Source organism: Brevundimonas sp. EAKA, assembly GCF_000698025.1.
In the GTDB taxonomy this organism is placed as follows: domain Bacteria; phylum Pseudomonadota; class Alphaproteobacteria; order Caulobacterales; family Caulobacteraceae; genus Brevundimonas; species Brevundimonas mediterranea_A.
In genome coordinates this window covers 1-15069 of record NZ_JMQR01000075.1, presented here as the reverse complement: position 1 = coordinate 15069, position 15069 = coordinate 1, and the positions used below count along the sequence as shown (strand labels likewise).

General features: G+C 67.8%; 13 protein-coding genes and 1 pseudogene. 12 read left to right on the top strand and 2 right to left on the bottom strand.

Annotated features, from left to right (window positions below):
* Positions 1-164: 164 nt before the first annotated feature.
* Both ER13_RS11440 and aguB read left to right on the top strand, forming a co-directional pair.
* Positions 165-716, top strand: a pseudogene (locus ER13_RS11440) (agmatine deiminase family protein); the annotation flags it as partial.
* The gene (gene aguB, locus ER13_RS11435) at positions 713-1582 is read left to right on the top strand and encodes an N-carbamoylputrescine amidase (protein ID WP_035309358.1); all 870 of its coding nucleotides are present in this window, start codon (positions 713-715) and stop codon (positions 1580-1582) included. The pseudogene ER13_RS11440 and the gene aguB, both read left to right, overlap by 4 nt.
* Here the strand turns inward: aguB and ER13_RS11430 are convergent.
* On the bottom strand, positions 1579-2319 hold the full coding sequence (locus ER13_RS11430) for an alpha/beta fold hydrolase (RefSeq protein ID WP_035309356.1): 741 nt from the start codon (positions 2317-2319) through the stop codon (positions 1579-1581). The genes aguB and ER13_RS11430 overlap by 4 nt on opposite strands.
* A 71-nt stretch (positions 2320-2390) precedes the next feature.
* On the opposite strand from ER13_RS11430, the gene ER13_RS11425 reads away from it, so the two are divergent.
* The 6 genes from ER13_RS11425 (at position 2391) to rplT (ending at position 8241) form a co-directional block, all read left to right on the top strand.
* The gene (locus ER13_RS11425) at positions 2391-3353 is read left to right on the top strand and encodes a glycosyltransferase family 9 protein (protein ID WP_035309354.1); all 963 of its coding nucleotides are present in this window, start codon (positions 2391-2393) and stop codon (positions 3351-3353) included.
* Between the two features lie 124 nt (positions 3354-3477).
* Positions 3478-3999, top strand: a complete 522-nt coding sequence (infC, locus tag ER13_RS11420; protein ID WP_035309352.1) for a translation initiation factor IF-3 — start codon at positions 3478-3480, stop codon at positions 3997-3999.
* A gap of 139 nt (positions 4000-4138) precedes the next feature.
* The gene (locus ER13_RS11415; RefSeq protein ID WP_231492538.1) at positions 4139-6145 is read left to right on the top strand and encodes a S9 family peptidase; all 2007 of its coding nucleotides are present in this window, start codon (positions 4139-4141) and stop codon (positions 6143-6145) included.
* A gap of 28 nt (positions 6146-6173) precedes the next feature.
* Positions 6174-7475 (top strand): MFS transporter, encoded by a 1302-nt coding sequence (locus ER13_RS11410; RefSeq protein ID WP_052005054.1) that lies wholly within the window; start codon positions 6174-6176, stop codon positions 7473-7475.
* 160 nt (positions 7476-7635) lie between these two features.
* Entirely contained in the window at positions 7636-7833 is a 198-nt protein-coding gene (rpmI, locus tag ER13_RS11405) for a 50S ribosomal protein L35 (RefSeq protein WP_003166435.1), read from the top strand.
* A 54-nt stretch (positions 7834-7887) separates the two neighbouring features.
* Entirely contained in the window at positions 7888-8241 is a 354-nt protein-coding gene (gene rplT / locus ER13_RS11400) for a 50S ribosomal protein L20 (protein WP_008258832.1), read from the top strand.
* A 131-nt stretch (positions 8242-8372) separates the two neighbouring features.
* Here the strand turns inward: rplT and ER13_RS11395 are convergent, their stop codons facing one another.
* Complete coding sequence (locus ER13_RS11395) at positions 8373-9983, bottom strand: response regulator (RefSeq protein ID WP_008262520.1); 1611 nt, start codon at positions 9981-9983, stop codon at positions 8373-8375.
* Positions 9984-10143: 160 nt separating this feature from the next.
* Here ER13_RS11395 and ER13_RS11390 point away from each other — a divergent pair, with 160 nt between their 5' ends.
* From ER13_RS11390 to pheT, 4 genes are all read left to right on the top strand, one after another.
* Positions 10144-11121 (top strand): polysaccharide deacetylase family protein, encoded by a 978-nt coding sequence (locus ER13_RS11390; protein WP_035309350.1) that lies wholly within the window; start codon positions 10144-10146, stop codon positions 11119-11121.
* 63 nt (positions 11122-11184) lie between these two features.
* Positions 11185-12261 carry a phenylalanine--tRNA ligase subunit alpha gene (gene pheS, locus ER13_RS11385; protein ID WP_035309348.1) on the top strand — a complete coding sequence of 359 codons (1077 nt, stop codon included), beginning with the start codon at positions 11185-11187 and terminating at the stop codon, positions 12259-12261.
* A 3-nt stretch (positions 12262-12264) separates the two neighbouring features.
* Positions 12265-12657 carry a hypothetical protein gene (locus tag ER13_RS11380; RefSeq protein ID WP_155988144.1) on the top strand — a complete coding sequence of 131 codons (393 nt, stop codon included), beginning with the start codon at positions 12265-12267 and terminating at the stop codon, positions 12655-12657.
* The coding region (pheT, locus tag ER13_RS11375) for a phenylalanine--tRNA ligase subunit beta (protein WP_035309346.1) at positions 12654-15069 on the top strand (2416 nt) is incomplete at its 3' end. The genes ER13_RS11380 and pheT, both read left to right, overlap by 4 nt.

Sequence of the window (15069 nt, the reverse complement as noted above, 5' to 3'; positions counted from 1 at the left end):
TACACTCGTGTACTTCTCTGCTCGGCACCTGTTGCTCTTTCGCTTTCTTCTGCGTCGGCGTGCTCTCTATGTTCTTGTTTGTTTTTTTTTTTTAAATGAGCCGCCACCCCGCGATACTTACAAGGGGTGGTTCGTGGGCGGCGTCAGATGTGTAAAAGAGACGGGTGCTGCCCCCCCGCCAATGCCTGTTGAACCCGAACCGCAATCCGGCCTGGAACCAGGACGAGGCGGTCGCGACCGCCGCGTTGGAGACGGCCATCGGCGCCAAGGCGGTGCTTTGGCTGGGCGACGGCCTGTTGAACGACCACACAGACGGCCACGTGGACAACCTGGCCCGCTTCGTCGCGCCGGGCGTCGTGGCCTGTCCCATCGCCTGGGGGCGGAACGACCCCAACGCCGAGGTCTATGACGCCACGGCGCGCGATCTGTCAGGCATGACCGACGCGACAGGGCGTAAGCTCCGTGTACTGAGAATTCCGTCTCCGGGCCTGGTGCTGGACGAGGACGAACGCCCGATTCCGGCCAGCCACATGAACTTCCTGATCGCCAACGGCGCCGTGGTGGTGCCCACCTACGGCGACGACGAGGCCGCGCGGTTCGCCTGCGAGGCCCTGGCGACCGCCTTCCCTGATCGCGAGATCATTCCGCTGCCGTCCAAGGCCATCCTGACCGGCGGCGGCTCGTTCCACTGCATCTCCCAGCAGGAGCCCGCATGACCCGCACCATCACCGTCGCCGGCATCCAGACCTCTTATGGCGAGGACATGCAGGCGAACATCGCCAAGACGATCGACCTCGTGCGCGAGGCGGCGGGCAAGGGCGCGCAGGTGATCCTGCCGTCGGAACTGTTCCAGGGGCCGTATTTCTGCGTGTCGCAGGAGGAGCACTGGTTCACCCAGGCCTATGAATGGCGCGAGCATCCGTGCGTCACGGCCATGGCGCCGATGGCCAGGGAACTGGGCGTGGCCATTCCCGTCTCGATCTTCGAGAAGGACGGGCCGCAGTATTACAATTCGCTGGTCATGCTGGACGCGGACGGCGAGGCCCTGGGCGTCTATCGCAAGAGCCATATTCCCGACGGTCCCGGCTATCAGGAGAAGTATTATTTCCGGCCGGGAGATACGGGCTTCAAGGTCTGGAAGACGCGCTTCGGCAAGGTCGGGGTCGGCATCTGCTGGGACCAGTGGTTCCCGGAAGCGGCGCGCGCGATGATGCTGATGGGCGCCGACGTGCTGATGTATCCGACCGCCATCGGCACCGAGCCGCATGACGCGACCCTGCACACGGCCCAGCCGTGGCGGCGCGCCATGCAGGGCCACGCCGTGTCCAATGCGGTTCCCGTCGTCGGGGCCAACCGGATCGGGCATGAGACGGTGACCGAGGTCGGCCAGACCTTCTACGGCCATTCCTTCATCGCCGATCAGCAGGGCGATCTGGTCGAGAGCCTGGGCGCCGAGGAGGAGGGGGTGCTGGTGCACCGCTTCGACCTGGATGAACTGGACAAGTATCGCGCCGCCTGGGGCTTCTTCCGCGATCGGCGGACGGATCTATATGGGGTGTTGACGGGGGCGCGGGGGGCTTAGCCCCGCATCCCCTCCACCGCCGCCACTAGCCGGTCAAGGTCCGTGGGCGTGGACAGCCGGTGGTCGCCGCCCTCGATCAGGTCCAGGCGGACGTCGCCGCCCGTCAGACGTTCGATCAGTTCGACCTGGTGACGCCAGGGGACCACGTCGTCGGCGCGGCCCTGGAGGATGTGGACTGGCGCGACGATCTCGATGACGCCGTCCAGCAGCAGCCAGTCGCGCGCCTCTTCGAACATGCGTCGGGTCAGGACGTATTCGCCCAGGCCTTCCTCGACGATCAGGGTCTCGCCCTCGCGCAGAATGGCCTGACGTTCGTGGTCGGCCAGGCCGGGCCACATCAGCCGTTCGGTGAAGTCCTGGGCCGGATTGACCAGGACCAGGCCCTTGATCCGTTCCGGCCGCGCCAGGGCCGCCAGCAGGGCGACCCAGCCGCCCATCGACGAGCCGACCGGGATGATCGGGCCGGACAGGCTGTCGATCAGGGCGACCGCATCCTCGCGCCAGCGACCGATGGTGGCCCGGCGCCAGTCGCCGGAGGACTGGCCGTGGGCGAAATGGTCGTAGCGGACGAAACTCCAGCCGCGGTCGTGCGCCGCCGCGTCCAGGGCTAGGGCCTTGGTCCCCTCCATGTCGGAGCGGAAGCCGCCGACCCAGACGACGGTCGGGCCGCCGCCCTCGATGCGTTTGAAGGCCAGGGTTTCGCCGTCGGGGCGGGACAGGTGCTGGATGTCGGTCATGGGGGCGTTCTGCCCGGACTTTCCTTCGCCGTCACCCTTGACCGCGCCGCGCGATGGCGGAACACAGGCCCATGTCCGCACCCCAGGTCCTGTTCGTCACCTCCAATCGCATCGGCGACTGCGTCATCTCCTCGGGCGTGATCCGCGAGATTTCACGTCAGGTTCCGGGCGCGCAGATCACCGTCGCCTGCGGCCGGCCGCCCGCGCCCTTCTTCCGCAATGCGCCCGGCGTCGTGCGCACCCTCGTGCTCGACAAGAAGAAGAGGGCCGGACACTGGGTCGATCTGTGGAAACAGGTGCGTTCGACCCGCTGGGATATGGTCGTCGACATCCGGGGCTCGGCCTTGGCCTATCTGATCCCGGCCAAGCGACGCGTCGTCTATAATCGCTCGTGGGAGACGGGGCTGCGCAAGGTCGAGATGGTGTCGCGTCTGATGGGATCGCAGACGGCGCTGGATCCCGAAATCTTCCTGGACGATCAGGCGCGGGCCGAAGCCGCCGCCGTCATCGATCCGCAGCTGGCCGGCGGCGCCGGTCCCGGTCGCATCATCGCCCTGGCCCCCATCGCCCACCAGCCGGGCAAGAGCTGGCCCGCAGACCGCTGGGGCGCCCTCGTCGAGAAGCTGAAGGCCGAGCCGCGTTTCGACGGCTGGCGCTTCATGCCCGTGGGCGGACCGGGCGACCGGCCGCCGGCGACGCCCGCGCTGGTGGCCGCAGGCGCGCGCGGGATCGACTTCGTGGGCAAGGGCGACATCCTGGCCTCGGCCGCCGCCATCGACCGGGCCGATCTGTTCGTCGGCAATGACTCCGGCCTGATGCACGTGTCGGCGGCGCTGGGGCGACCGACTCTGGGCCTGTTCGGGCCGACGGAATGGTGGCTGTATGGTCCCTGGGGGCCGAAGACGCGCACGGCGGCCTCGAACGAGACGCGCGGGGAGTTCGCCCCCATCGAGGCTCTGAGCGTCGATCATGTCTTCGAAGCGGTGCTGGCGCTGCACGACGCCTATATCGCCGAAACGCCCGCCAAGCCTTGAAAAACCGGGCTTCTGGGCGCATATTGCCGTCATGAGGGGAACGTGGCGACAGCCGCGTGCATTCGCTCATCACGACACACGCCTTCTTTGACCACATAAGGAAACGACGCCCATTCGCCGTCCCATGCAAGCGCCACCCGTGAAAGACGGGCCGCGTATGAACCAGGATATCCGCGCCCCTCGCGTTCTGCTCATTGATCAGAACGGTGAGAAACAGGGCGTCATGCCCACCTCTTCCGCGCTCGAAGCCGCCGAAGAAGCCGGGATGGACCTGGTCGAGATCGTCTCCACCTCCGAACCGCCGGTGGCCAAGATCCTCGATTACGGCAAGCACCGTTTCCAGGAACAGAAGAAGAAGGCCGAGCAGCGCAAGCGCCAGAAGGTCGTCGAGCTCAAGGAAATCAAGCTCCGTCCGAACATCGACACCCACGATTATGAGGTGAAGGCCAAGGCCATGCACCGCTTCTTCGACGAGGGCGACAAGGTCAAGGTCACGCTGCGCTTCCGCGGCCGTGAAATGGCCCACCCCGAACTGGGCATGAAGCTGCTGAACAAGGTCCAGGCCGATTTCGATGAAATCGCCAAGGTCGAGTTCGCGCCCAAGATGGAAGGCCGCCAGATGATCATGATCCTGGCGCCGCGCTGATCGGCACGATCCATCGCTGATCTGGAAAGCCCCGACCGGACCCGGTCGGGGCTTTCTTTTTTCGCGCGTGGGGCGCGGACCTCTTGCAACTTGCGGGCGGGGCGTCCGAAAAGGAGGTTCGACTCGGGGGAGGACGTGCGTGGTGTTCAGGTCAGGGGCGAAGGCGCTCGCATTTGCGGTCGCGGCTTTGGTTTGCGCAGGGAATGCGGGGGCCTGGGCCCAAAGCGAGGGGCAGGGCGCGGCCCGGAGCGCGGCTCCCCCGCCGCTTGAGGCCTATGGCGCGACGCCGGCCATCGAATATATCGAACTGTCGCCCAGCGGCGACCTGATCGCCCGCATCACCGTCGTGGGCGAGACGCGGGCCATCGCCGTCACCCGGATGACGACCGGCGAGCATTTGTTCGCCGCCGACGTCGGCGACGCCAAGGTGCGCGACCTGCGCTGGATCGGCGAGAACCGGGTTCTGGTCGTCACCTCGCAGACGCGGGGCATCGCCATGCTGGGCGTGCCGCGGTCGGAACTGTTCTTCGGCCAGGTGCTGGATCTGGAGAAGAAGAAGCTGGTCCAGGTGCTGGATCGCACGCCGGACGTGCTGGCCGTGCTTTACGGTTCGGCTTCGATCCGCACCACGCAGGACGGCGAGGCCCTGTTCGTGCGCGGGGTCAATGTCACGACCGACCAGATCGATCTGCACCGCATCGACCTGAGAACAGGGCGCGGCCGCTCCGTGGCCGCGATGGATCGCGAGACTGACGACTATGTGCTGGACGGCGACGGCGAGGTGATCGCCATGGCCCGCTATGTGGAACGCACCGGCCGCTGGTCGTTGCGACTGCCCAACAAGGGGCGCGGCTTCCACGAGGCCTGGGCGATCGACGCCCCGGTGGACACCCCCTCCTTCTACGGCATGGGCCGCACGCCCCGCACGATTGTCATCGGCGCCGACCGGCCGGACCTGGCCCAGCAGGAAACGGATTCCGAGACTTCGGACGTCCTGTTCGAGGTCAATGTGGACACCGGCGAATGGACCCGCCTTCCGTTCGAACACCATCCCGACTTGCTGGTGCATCATCCGCAGACCCGTCTGCTGATCGGCGGCGCCCGCACCGAGGAAGACGGCGTCCGGTACGAGTTTCTGGAACCCCAGGCGTCGCGGCGGTGGCGGTCCATTGAGCGGGCCTTCAAGGACAAGGCCCCGCGACTGGTGTCCTGGAACGATGATCTGAGCCTGGTCGTCGTCTTCACCGACACGGGCGAGGCGGGTCAGTATCAACTGGTCGATTTTGATCGCGGCGTGGCCGACAGCCTGGCCGAGTCCTATCCGACCATCGCCCCCGAACAGGTCGGCGCCGTGCGCCCCATCCACTACGCGGCCCAGGACGGGCTGGATATTCCCGGCTATCTGACCCTGCCGCCGGGCGTGTCCGAACCCTCGGGCCTGCCGCTGGTGGTTCTGGCCCATGGCGGGCCGGCGTCGCAGGACGTGGCGGGCTTCGACTGGTGGGCCCAGGCCCTGGCGTCGCGGGGCTATGCGGTCTTGCAGGCCAATTTCCGGGGATCGACCGGCTATGGCCGCGACTTCCTGGAGGCCGGCTATGGCGAATGGGGGCGCAAGATGCAGACGGACCTGTCCGACGGCGTACGCTGGCTGGCGGGCGAGGGCATCATCGACCCGGCTCGTGTCTGTATCGTCGGCGCCAGCTACGGCGGCTATGCGGCCATGGCGGGGCTGACGCTGGACGGCGACGTCTATCGCTGCGGCGTGTCCGTCGCGGGCGTGTCCGACCTGCGCCGCATGGTCAATTGGGAAGCGCGGCAGGAAAATCGCAACGACAGCCAGACGGTCCGCTACTGGAACCGGTTCATGGGCGCCGCGCGCCTGAACGACCGGGCGCTGGACGCCCTGTCGCCGGCGCATCTCGCGGCCGCGGCCGACAGTCCCCTGCTGCTCATCCATGGCAAGGACGATACGGTGGTGCCCATCGAACAGAGCCGGGTCATGGCCGAGGCCTTGCGCCGCGCCGACAAGCCGGTGGAACTGATCGAGCTGCAGGGCGAGGATCACTGGCTGTCGCGTTCCGTGACGCGCCGGCAGATGCTGGTCGAGACGGTGCGGTTCCTGGAGGCGAACAATCCGCCTCGCTAGGCCTGATACGCCGCGCTAAGGCTGGGGCATGACCGTTTCGCCCGTTACGCCCCCCAAGGTTCGCGCCCCCGCCCTGGCCGTGCTGTTCTCAGTGGTGTTCATCAATCTGGTCGGGTTCGGCCTGGTGGTGCCGCTGTTGCCCTTCTTCGCCCAGAGCCTGAAGGCCGAGGCGTGGCAGATCACCCTGATGTTCTCGGCCTATTCGCTGGGCCAGTTCTTCGCCGAACCCTTCTGGGGGCGGCTGTCGGACCGGATCGGCCGCAAGCCCGTCCTGCTGGCGACGCTGGCGGCCAACACCGTCGGCTATCTGATGCTGGCCTTCGTGCCCAATATCTGGCTGGCCATCGCGGTGCGCCTGTTCACCGGACTGGGGGCGGGCAATATCTCGACCGTTCAGGGCTATGTCGCCGACGTCACGCCGCCGGAGCAGAGGGCGGGGCGGATGGGGCTGATCGGCGCGGCCTTCGGCCTGGGCTTCATCGTCGGGCCGGGGCTGGGCGGCCTGCTGACCCAGCCGCAGCTGGGACGGCTGGGCTATCAACTGCCGATCTTCCTCGCTGCGGCCCTGGCGGCCATGGCGGCGGTCGGGGTGATCGTCTTCCTGCGCGAGAGTCGGGCCAAGGCCGATCCTGCGGCGGCGCGTCCGCCCTTCCTGGCGGGGCTGAAGGACGCGCGGACCAATCCGGTGGTGTCGCGGGTCCTGGTCGTGACCCTGGTCTATATGGCCGGCTTCTCGGCGATGGAGAGCGTGTTCGGCCTGTGGTCCGAGAGCCGCTACGCCTGGGGCGCGCGCGAGGTGGGGCTCAGCTTCATGATCGTGGGCGTGATATCCACGCTGAACCAGGGCTTCTTCGCCGGGCGTCTGGCGCGGCGGTTCGGCGAGGCGCGGGTGCTGGCGACGGGGATGCTGCTGTTCGGCGCCTCGCTGGTGCTTCAGGTCCTGGCGCCGGTCGCCTGGTTCCCCGCGACCCGGCTGGAGCTGGGCGCCCTGTCGATCCCCCTGGTCCAGGGCTGGGTCATTCCCCTGGTCATGGCCGTCGGCGCCTGCGGCATGTCCCTGGCCATGCCCAATATCTCGGCCATGATCAGCCGCGCCTCGCCGCCCGACCGGCAGGGCGCCATGCTGGGCCTGAACATGGCCTCCAGCTCGGTGGCGCGGATCTTCGGACCCATGGTGGCCGGGGCGCTGTTCTCGGGCCTGGGGCACGACTGGCCCTTCCTGGTCGGGGCCCTGCTGACCATCCCGGCGGCGGTGATGGCGATCAACGCCGGACGGGCGATCCGCCGGGGTCAGGTCGCTGCAGAAGCGCCCGTTACGTCCTTGTCCTGACTCATCTTGCGTCGGCAGGCGTCTTCGCTTACAAGCCGCGCCTTCGCGTACCGAACCGCCGGGCGAACAGGCATGCCTAGGCGGTTCTTAAACTCTGAGGAACACCACCCCACGGCTCAAGTAGCCCGAAGGGCGGTAGCCCCTCAAAAAGGAGATCGAAATGCCGAAACTGAAGACGAAGTCGGGCGCCAAGAAGCGCTTCAAATTCACGGCCACTGGCAAGGTCAAGGCCGGGGTTGCGGGCAAGCGTCACCGCTTGATCAGCCACAACTCGAAATACATCCGCCAGAACCGCGGCACCTCGGTCATGGCCGACGCCGACGCCAAGAAGATCAAGTCCTACATGCCGTACGCCTGATCGGCGCGCGCTGTACGACAGATCTCAACCCAAAGAATTTGAAGGAATAGCGACATGGCTCGCGTTAAACGTGGCGTAACTTCGCACGCCAAGCACAAGAAGGTTCTGGAGCAGGCCAAGGGCTTCTCCGGCCGCCGCAAGAATACGATCCGCACGGCCAAGGCCGCCGTCGACCGCGCCGGGCAATACGCCTATCGCGACCGTCGCGCCAAGAAGCGCAACTTCCGCGCCCTGTGGATCCAGCGCATCAACGCCGCCGCGCGTATCGAAGGCTTCACCTACAGCCAGTTCATCAATGGCCTGAACAAGGCCGGCATCGAACTGGACCGCAAGGTCCTGGCCTCGATCGCCGCCGACGGTGCGGGCTTCAAGGCCGTGGCCGACAAGGTTCGCGCCGCCCTGGCCTAAGGGCGTCGGGCCCAGGCCCGTCCGCGTTCGAAAAGATCAACGCCCGCTCCGGTCTTCCGGGGCGGGCGTTCTTCGTTTCAGGACCAGAGCTGGCCCGGGGACGGGCCAGGCGGCGGACTCAGCCGGCGGACTCAGGCGGCTTGCGGCACGGGGGCGGTCTGAGCCGCCGCCAGCACCAGGCGGATGGCGTTCAGCAGGGCGTCGGGCTGGATCGGCTTCTGGGCCACGCCGTTCATGCCGGCGGCGATATAGTCCAGCTCGTCCCCTTCCTCGGCGTTGGCGGTCAGGGCCAGGATCGGCAGGCGCGAGGCCGGGCCGGACAGGGCGCGGATGGCGCGGGTGGCGGCGACCCCATCCATCACCGGCATCTTGATGTCCATCAGGGCGAGATCGAACGGGCGAGCCTGGACGGCGTCCAGCGCCTCCTGGCCGTTTTCGGCCATTTCGGCGGTGCAGCCGAACATCTCCAGCAGCTTGGCGGCGACGAAGCGGTTGGTGGCGTTGTCGTCGACCACCAGCACATGCAGGGTTTCGTGCGGCGTCGGCTCGGCCATGACCGGACCGACGGCCCCGGCGTCGGCGGCGCAGGCGCTCAGCGGCAGCCGGACCTGGAACCGCGCCCCGCCCATCGGCGAGACGCCCAGGCTGATGCAGCCGCCCATCCGTTCGGCGATCTGACGGCAGATGGCCAGCCCCAGTCCGGCGCCGGCGCCCTCGCGTCCGGCCTTGCCGATATTGAAGGGGTCGAAGATGGTAGCGGCCGCCGCCTCCGGCACGCCGGGGCCGCTGTCGTCCACAGTCAGTTCGACGCTCAGGCCCGTGTCGGAACTGCGGCTGACCAGGGTGGCGGCCACGCCGCCGGTCTGGGTGAATTTCAGGGCGTTTCCGACCAGGTTGTTCAGCAGCTGTTTCACCCGCATCCCGTCCGCCAGGACCCAGGGACCGGCCTCGAGGTCGGTGCGGACGGTCAGGTTCAGGCCCTTCTCCTCGGCGCGCGGCCGCCACAGGGCGTCGATGTCGAAGGCGACGGCGGACAGGTCCAGCGGTTCTTCCTCCAGGGTCAGCATGCCGGCCGAGGCGCGCGACATGTCCAGGGCGTCGGTCAGCAGCCGCAGCAGGCTCTGGCCGGAATCGATGACGGTGCGGACATAGGGGCGAAGCTCTTCCTGTTCGAGCTTCCGCTCCATCAGGGCGGCGACGCCCAGAACCCCGTTCAACGGCGTGCGGATCTCATGGCTCATGACGGCCAGGAATTCGGACTTGGCGCGGCTGGAGGCGACGGCTTCGGCCTCGGCTATGGCCAGGTCCCGCGCCAGGGCCCCCATTTCCTCGGCGCGCTGGCGGTGCAGGGCGGCGCCGGCCTGGACGACCTGCAGAGCCGTGCCGACGCCGACATAACGTCCCTCGGCCACGACGATGAAGCCGCCCAGCAGGGCGCCCAGTTCCGCCGCGCCATAGGCCTGGAAGAAGGCCTCGGCGCTGGTCCCGGCCTCCGCAATGGGGGCGTTGCGATCCATCAGGCTCTCGGCCGGCTTCTTGGCGTAAAGGGCGCGCCCGAACTCGGCCGCCATGCGCAGGGTGAAGGCGTTGCGCTCGATGATGCCGACCGGCCGCCCGTCATCGTTCACGACGGCCAGGGCCAGGGTGTTCGGCTCGGTCTGGAAACGTTCGAACACCTCGGCGCCCGGCGTGGACGGAGCCACCGGCGCGATCAAGTCAACGAAATCACCGATCAGCGGCATTCGGCCCCCCTTATGTCCACGAGGGCGGGCTTAACCAGTGATATTTAACAACCGCTTTGCCGATCATGAACCTTTCAAGGCGCGTTTCGGACGGTTGATCTGTGAACGGACGATGACGGCGCAGGTTCCCATGCGCGGAAGTCCGGACTAGTCTGGCCTCATGGCGATACGTGTCCTGATCTGCGGTCTTGCGGCGGTCGCCGCCCTGGCCTTCCCGGCGGCGGCTCAGGCCCGCCGCATCGCCGTGACCTTCGACGACCTGCCCTATCAGGCGTCGGAGACGGCGCTGTGCGATCCCGCCGAACTGATGCGGCTGACCACGGATTTCGTGGCCATGTTGAAGCCGCTGGACACGCAGGGGACGGCCTTCGTCAACGAGGGCAGGGTGTGCGAACCGACCCGCGTCTCGACCCTGCCGACAGCCTTGGGCGTCTGGCTGGACGGCGGGCTGGATCTGGGCAACCACAGCTTCAGCCACATCAATATCCACCGCACGACGGCCGAGGCCTATCTGGCCGATGTGGACGCCGGCGCCCCGATCACGCGCGCCGCGCTGGAGACGCGCGGGCGGACCCTGCGCTGGTTCCGTCATCCCTATCTGTTCACCGGAGAGATCCAGGAGAAGCATGACGCCATCGCCGCCGGCCTGGCCCAGCGCGGCTATACGGTCGCCCCCGTCACGATCGACAACAACGACTGGATGTTCGGCGACGTCTATCGCAAGGCCGAGCAACTGGGCGATGAGGCGCTGAAACGGCGGATCGGCGAAGCCTATGTGGCCCATATGACCACGGTGCTGGACTTCTTCGAACCCTATAGCGCCGAACTGACCGGCGGGCGCGAGCCGGCCCAGATCCTGCTGCTGCACGCCAACAGCCTGAACCAGGACTGGTACCCGCAGATCCACGCCCTGTATCTGGCGCGCGGCTATCGGTTCGTGACGCTGGAACAGGCCCTGTCGGACCCGATCTATGCGCATGAAGATCGCTATGTCCGTGCCAACGGGATCTCCTGGCTGCACCGCTGGACCAGCACCGAGGGAAGGCCCATCCGCTGGGAGCCGGAACCGCCAGCCTGGATCGTCGCGGCGAACAAGGCGCCGGCCGACCAGCTTGCCGCCATCGCCTCCGCGCCCTGATCAGTCCTGCCGCGCGCCTTCAAGGGTGACGAACGCGCCCCGGCCCGCTAATGCACGGGCCAAATGACCGATCTCGCCACACTCGAACTCGAACTGATCAACGCCATCGGCGGCGCAGAGAGCGTCGCCGCCCTCGAAGAGGTGCGCGTCGCCGCCCTGGGCAAGTCCGGCTCCGTCTCCGGCCTGCTGAAGGGGATGGGGGCCATGAGCCCCGACGAACGCCGCGAACAGGGGCCGATGATCAACGGCCTGCGCGACCGCGTGTCCGCCGCCATCGCCGCCAAGAAGGCCGAGCTGGAGGCCGCCGAACTGGACGCCCGGCTTCAGGCCGAGCGCGTCGATCTGACCCTGCCGGCCCGGCCGCGTCGCAAGGGCGGGGTCCACCCCACCATGCAGGTGATGGACGAGATGATCGCCCTGTTCGCCGAGATGGGCTTCGCCGTGGCGGAAGGTCCGGACATCGAGGACGACTTCCACAACTTCACCGCCCTGAACTTCCCGCCCAAACATCCGGCGCGGGAAATGCACGACACCTTCTTCCTGAAGCCCGACCCCGAGACGGGCGAGCGCAAGGTGCTGCGCACCCACACCTCGCCGGTGCAGGTCCGCACCATGATGTCCCAGAAGCCGCCGATCCGCATCATCGCGCCGGGTCGCACCTTCCGTAAGGATTCGGACGCCACCCACACGCCGATGTTCCACCAGATCGAAGGCCTGGTGATCGACCGCGACATCCATATGGGCCACCTGAAGACGACGCTTCAGACCTTCATCGCCCGCTTTTTCGAGCTGGACGAGGTCCAGGCGCGGTTCCGTCCGCACCACTTCCCCTTCACCGAACCCTCGGCCGAGATGGACATCCGCTGCGACCGGTCGGGTGGGAAACTGGTGTTCAACACCGGCGACGACTGGTTGGAAATCCTGGGCTGCGGCATGGTGCATCCCAATGTGCTGCGAAACTGCGGCATCGACCCGGACGAATATCAGGGCTTCGCCTTCGGCATGGGGGTGGATCGTCTGGCCATGCTGAAATACGGCGTGCCCGACCTGCGCCCCATGTTCGACGCCGACACGCGCTGGCTGGCGCACTACGGCTTCTCGGCCTTCGCGGCCCCCAATCCGGCCTCGGGCCTGAGCTGAATCATGAAGATCGAAGACGATATGCTGAAACTGCCCCTGATCGGGGTTGGCCCTGCCTATGAGGGCGTCCAGATCTGGCTGCCCCAGCTGATCCTAGAGGCGGCCCAGCGCGGCGAGGCTGTGATCACCGGCAAGACTTTCCGCAATTGTTTCCTGGAAGGGCCTGCAGTGCTGCTGGCCGTGGGCGGATGCCGGTTCGACAACTGCAACATGGGCGACGCCATGGGCGATACCCGCAATCTGCTGCTGGCGCCGGTGGGGCCCCAGAAGGTGACGGGGACAGTGACCTTCTCCGACTGCAGCTTCGTCGACTGCCGCTTCCTGCGCGTCGGCTTCACCGGAGCGCCGGAGTTCCTGGCCAACATCCAGCAGGTGCTGGGCGGGGCCGCAGCATGAAGTTCACCCTGTCCTGGCTGAAGGATCACCTCGAGACCGAGGCCGATGTCCATCAGATCGCCGAGGCCATGACCATGGCCGGGCTGGAGGTCGAGGAGGTGCTCGATCCCGCCGCCAAACTGGCGCCCTTCACCGTGGCCAAGATCATTTCGGCCGAACGTCACCCCAACGCCGACCGGCTGCAGGTCTGTCAGGTCGAGACCGTCGACGGGCTGAAGGAGATCGTCTGCGGCGCGCCGAACGCGCGGGCGGGCCTGACCACCATCTATGCCCCCATCGGCGCCTATGTGCCCGGCCTGGGCGTGACCCTGGTCGAGAAGCCGGTGCGCGGCGTGGTGTCCAACGGCATGCTGTGTTCGGCCTCCGAGCTGGAGCTGGCCGATGAGAGCGACGGCATCCAGGAACTGCCGCCCGAGATCCCGGTGGGGACGCCGGTCGCCGGCCTGTTCGGCGCCGAGCCCGTCATCGATTTCGAAGTCACGCCGAACCGGCCCGACTGGCTGGGCGTCGCCGGCATCGCGCGGGACCTGGCGGCCGCCAGCGTCGGCAAGCTGAAGCATTTCGACATCGCCGTGGTGCGCGGGGCCTTCCCGTCGCCGATCACCGTGCGGCTGGACGCGCCCGAGATGTGCCCGGTCTTCGCCGGCCGGGTGATCCGGGGCGTCAAGAACGGGCCGTCGCCGGCCTGGCTGCAGAAACGCCTGACCGCCATCGGTCTGCGCCCGATCAATCGTCTGGTCGATGTGACCAATCTGATCGCCTATGACTGCGCCCGCCCGCTGCACGTCTATGACGTGGCCAAGCTGGTCGGGACCGAGATCGTCGTGCGCGGCGGCCAGGTCTCGGCCGAGACGGCTCATATCGAGGGCGGCGAGCCCGAACATCTGATCGCCCTGGACGGCAAGACCTATGCGGCCGCATCGACCGACTGCGTCATCGCCGACGCCGGGGGCGAGCGCCCCATCGGCCTGGGCGGCGTCATGGGCGGCGAAAGCACCGGCTGCGACGAAACCACGACCGACGTCTTCATCGAAAGCGCCTGGTTCGATCCGCTGGTGATCGCCCAGACCGGCCGTGCGCTCGGCATCCATTCCGACGCCCAGTACCGGTTCGCGCGCGGCGTCGATCCGGTCTCGGTCACGCCCGGCTTGGAGCTGGCCACCCGCCTGATCCTGGACCTGTGCGGCGGCGAACCGTCCGAGATCGTCTTCGTCGGCGAGCCCCCGGCCAGCCCGGCGCCCTTCGCCTTCGACCCCGCCTATGTGAAGCGTCTGACGGGCATGGATCTGGACGACGACCGGATCGGGACCATCCTGGGCCAGCTCGGCTTCCTGATCACGGCCGCGCCGGCCGGTCAGGCCGAGCCCTGGATCGTCACCCCGCCGTCGTGGCGACGCGACGTCGAGGGTCGGGCCGATCTGGTGGAAGAGGTGGCGCGGATCGAGGGCTTCGACAGCCTGCCCGACACGCCCCTGCCCGAGGTCGCCCGTCCCGCCGGCGGGGTGCTGAGCCCGCGTCAGGCCCGCGTCCGCACGGCGCGCCGGGCCCTGGCGGCCCTGGGCTATGCCGAGGCCGTCACCTGGTCCTTCACCAAGCAATCGACCGCGGCCCTGTTCGGCGGGGGCGATGACCGGCTGGTGCTGGAGAACCCCATCGCGGCCGATCTGGACTGTATGCGCCCCTCGGCCCTGCCGAACCTGATCCAGGCGGCGGCGCGCAACGCCGCGCGCGGCTTCGCCGACGCCGCCCTGTTCGAGATCGGCCCCATCTATCTGGGCGACGGTCCCAAGGATCAGCGCACGGTCATCGCCGCCCTGGTCGCCCCCCACGCCGCCCGCCACTGGGCCGGCGCCGGAGAGGACGCCCTGTTCGCCCTGAAGGCCGATCTGACCACCCTGCTGGAAGAGATCGGCGCCCCGGTCGCCTCGCTGCAACTGGCCCAGGGTCAGAACCGCGACTGGTGGCATCCCGGCCGTTCGGCCCGGCTGCAGCTGGGGCCGAAGAACATCATGGTCGAGTTCGGCGAACTGCATCCGCGCGTGCTGAAGGCGCTGGACGCCGACGGCCCGATGCTGGGCTTCGAGATCGTTCTGGACGCCGTGCCCGAGCCGCGCGGCAAGTCGGGCAAGGCGCGAGGATCGGCGGACCTGTCGGCCTTCATGCCCCTGACCCGCGACTTCGCCTTCGTGGTCGAGGACGCCAAACCTGTCGGCGATCTGGTCCGGGCTGCGGCCGGCGCCGACAAGGCCCTGATCGCCGAGGTCCGGGTGTTCGACGTCTATCGCGGCAAGGGCGTGGACAACGGCTTCAAGTCCGTCGCCCTGGAAGTCGTGATCCAGCCGCGCGAGGCGACCCTGGCCGAGGCCGAGATCGAAGCCCTGGCCGCCAAGATCGTGGCGGCGGTGGAGAACC

Excerpts from the sequence above, each read along its gene's own strand:
- aguB (WP_035309358.1), top strand. The coding sequence starts at position 713 with ATGACCCGCACCATCACCGTCGCCGGCATCCAGACCTCTTATGGCGAG.
- ER13_RS11430 (WP_035309356.1), bottom strand. The coding sequence starts at position 2,319 with ATGACCGACATCCAGCACCTGTCCCGCCCCGACGGCGAAACCCTGGCC.
- ER13_RS11425 (WP_035309354.1), top strand. The coding sequence starts at position 2,391 with ATGTCCGCACCCCAGGTCCTGTTCGTCACCTCCAATCGCATCGGCGAC.
- infC (WP_035309352.1), top strand. The coding sequence starts at position 3,478 with ATGCAAGCGCCACCCGTGAAAGACGGGCCGCGTATGAACCAGGATATC.
- ER13_RS11410 (WP_052005054.1), top strand. The coding sequence starts at position 6,174 with ATGACCGTTTCGCCCGTTACGCCCCCCAAGGTTCGCGCCCCCGCCCTG.
- rpmI (WP_003166435.1), top strand. The coding sequence starts at position 7,636 with ATGCCGAAACTGAAGACGAAGTCGGGCGCCAAGAAGCGCTTCAAATTC.
- rplT (WP_008258832.1), top strand. The coding sequence starts at position 7,888 with ATGGCTCGCGTTAAACGTGGCGTAACTTCGCACGCCAAGCACAAGAAG.
- ER13_RS11395 (WP_008262520.1), bottom strand. The coding sequence starts at position 9,983 with ATGCCGCTGATCGGTGATTTCGTTGACTTGATCGCGCCGGTGGCTCCG.
- ER13_RS11390 (WP_035309350.1), top strand. The coding sequence starts at position 10,144 with ATGGCGATACGTGTCCTGATCTGCGGTCTTGCGGCGGTCGCCGCCCTG.
- pheS (WP_035309348.1), top strand. The coding sequence starts at position 11,185 with ATGACCGATCTCGCCACACTCGAACTCGAACTGATCAACGCCATCGGC.
- ER13_RS11380 (WP_155988144.1), top strand. The coding sequence starts at position 12,265 with ATGAAGATCGAAGACGATATGCTGAAACTGCCCCTGATCGGGGTTGGC.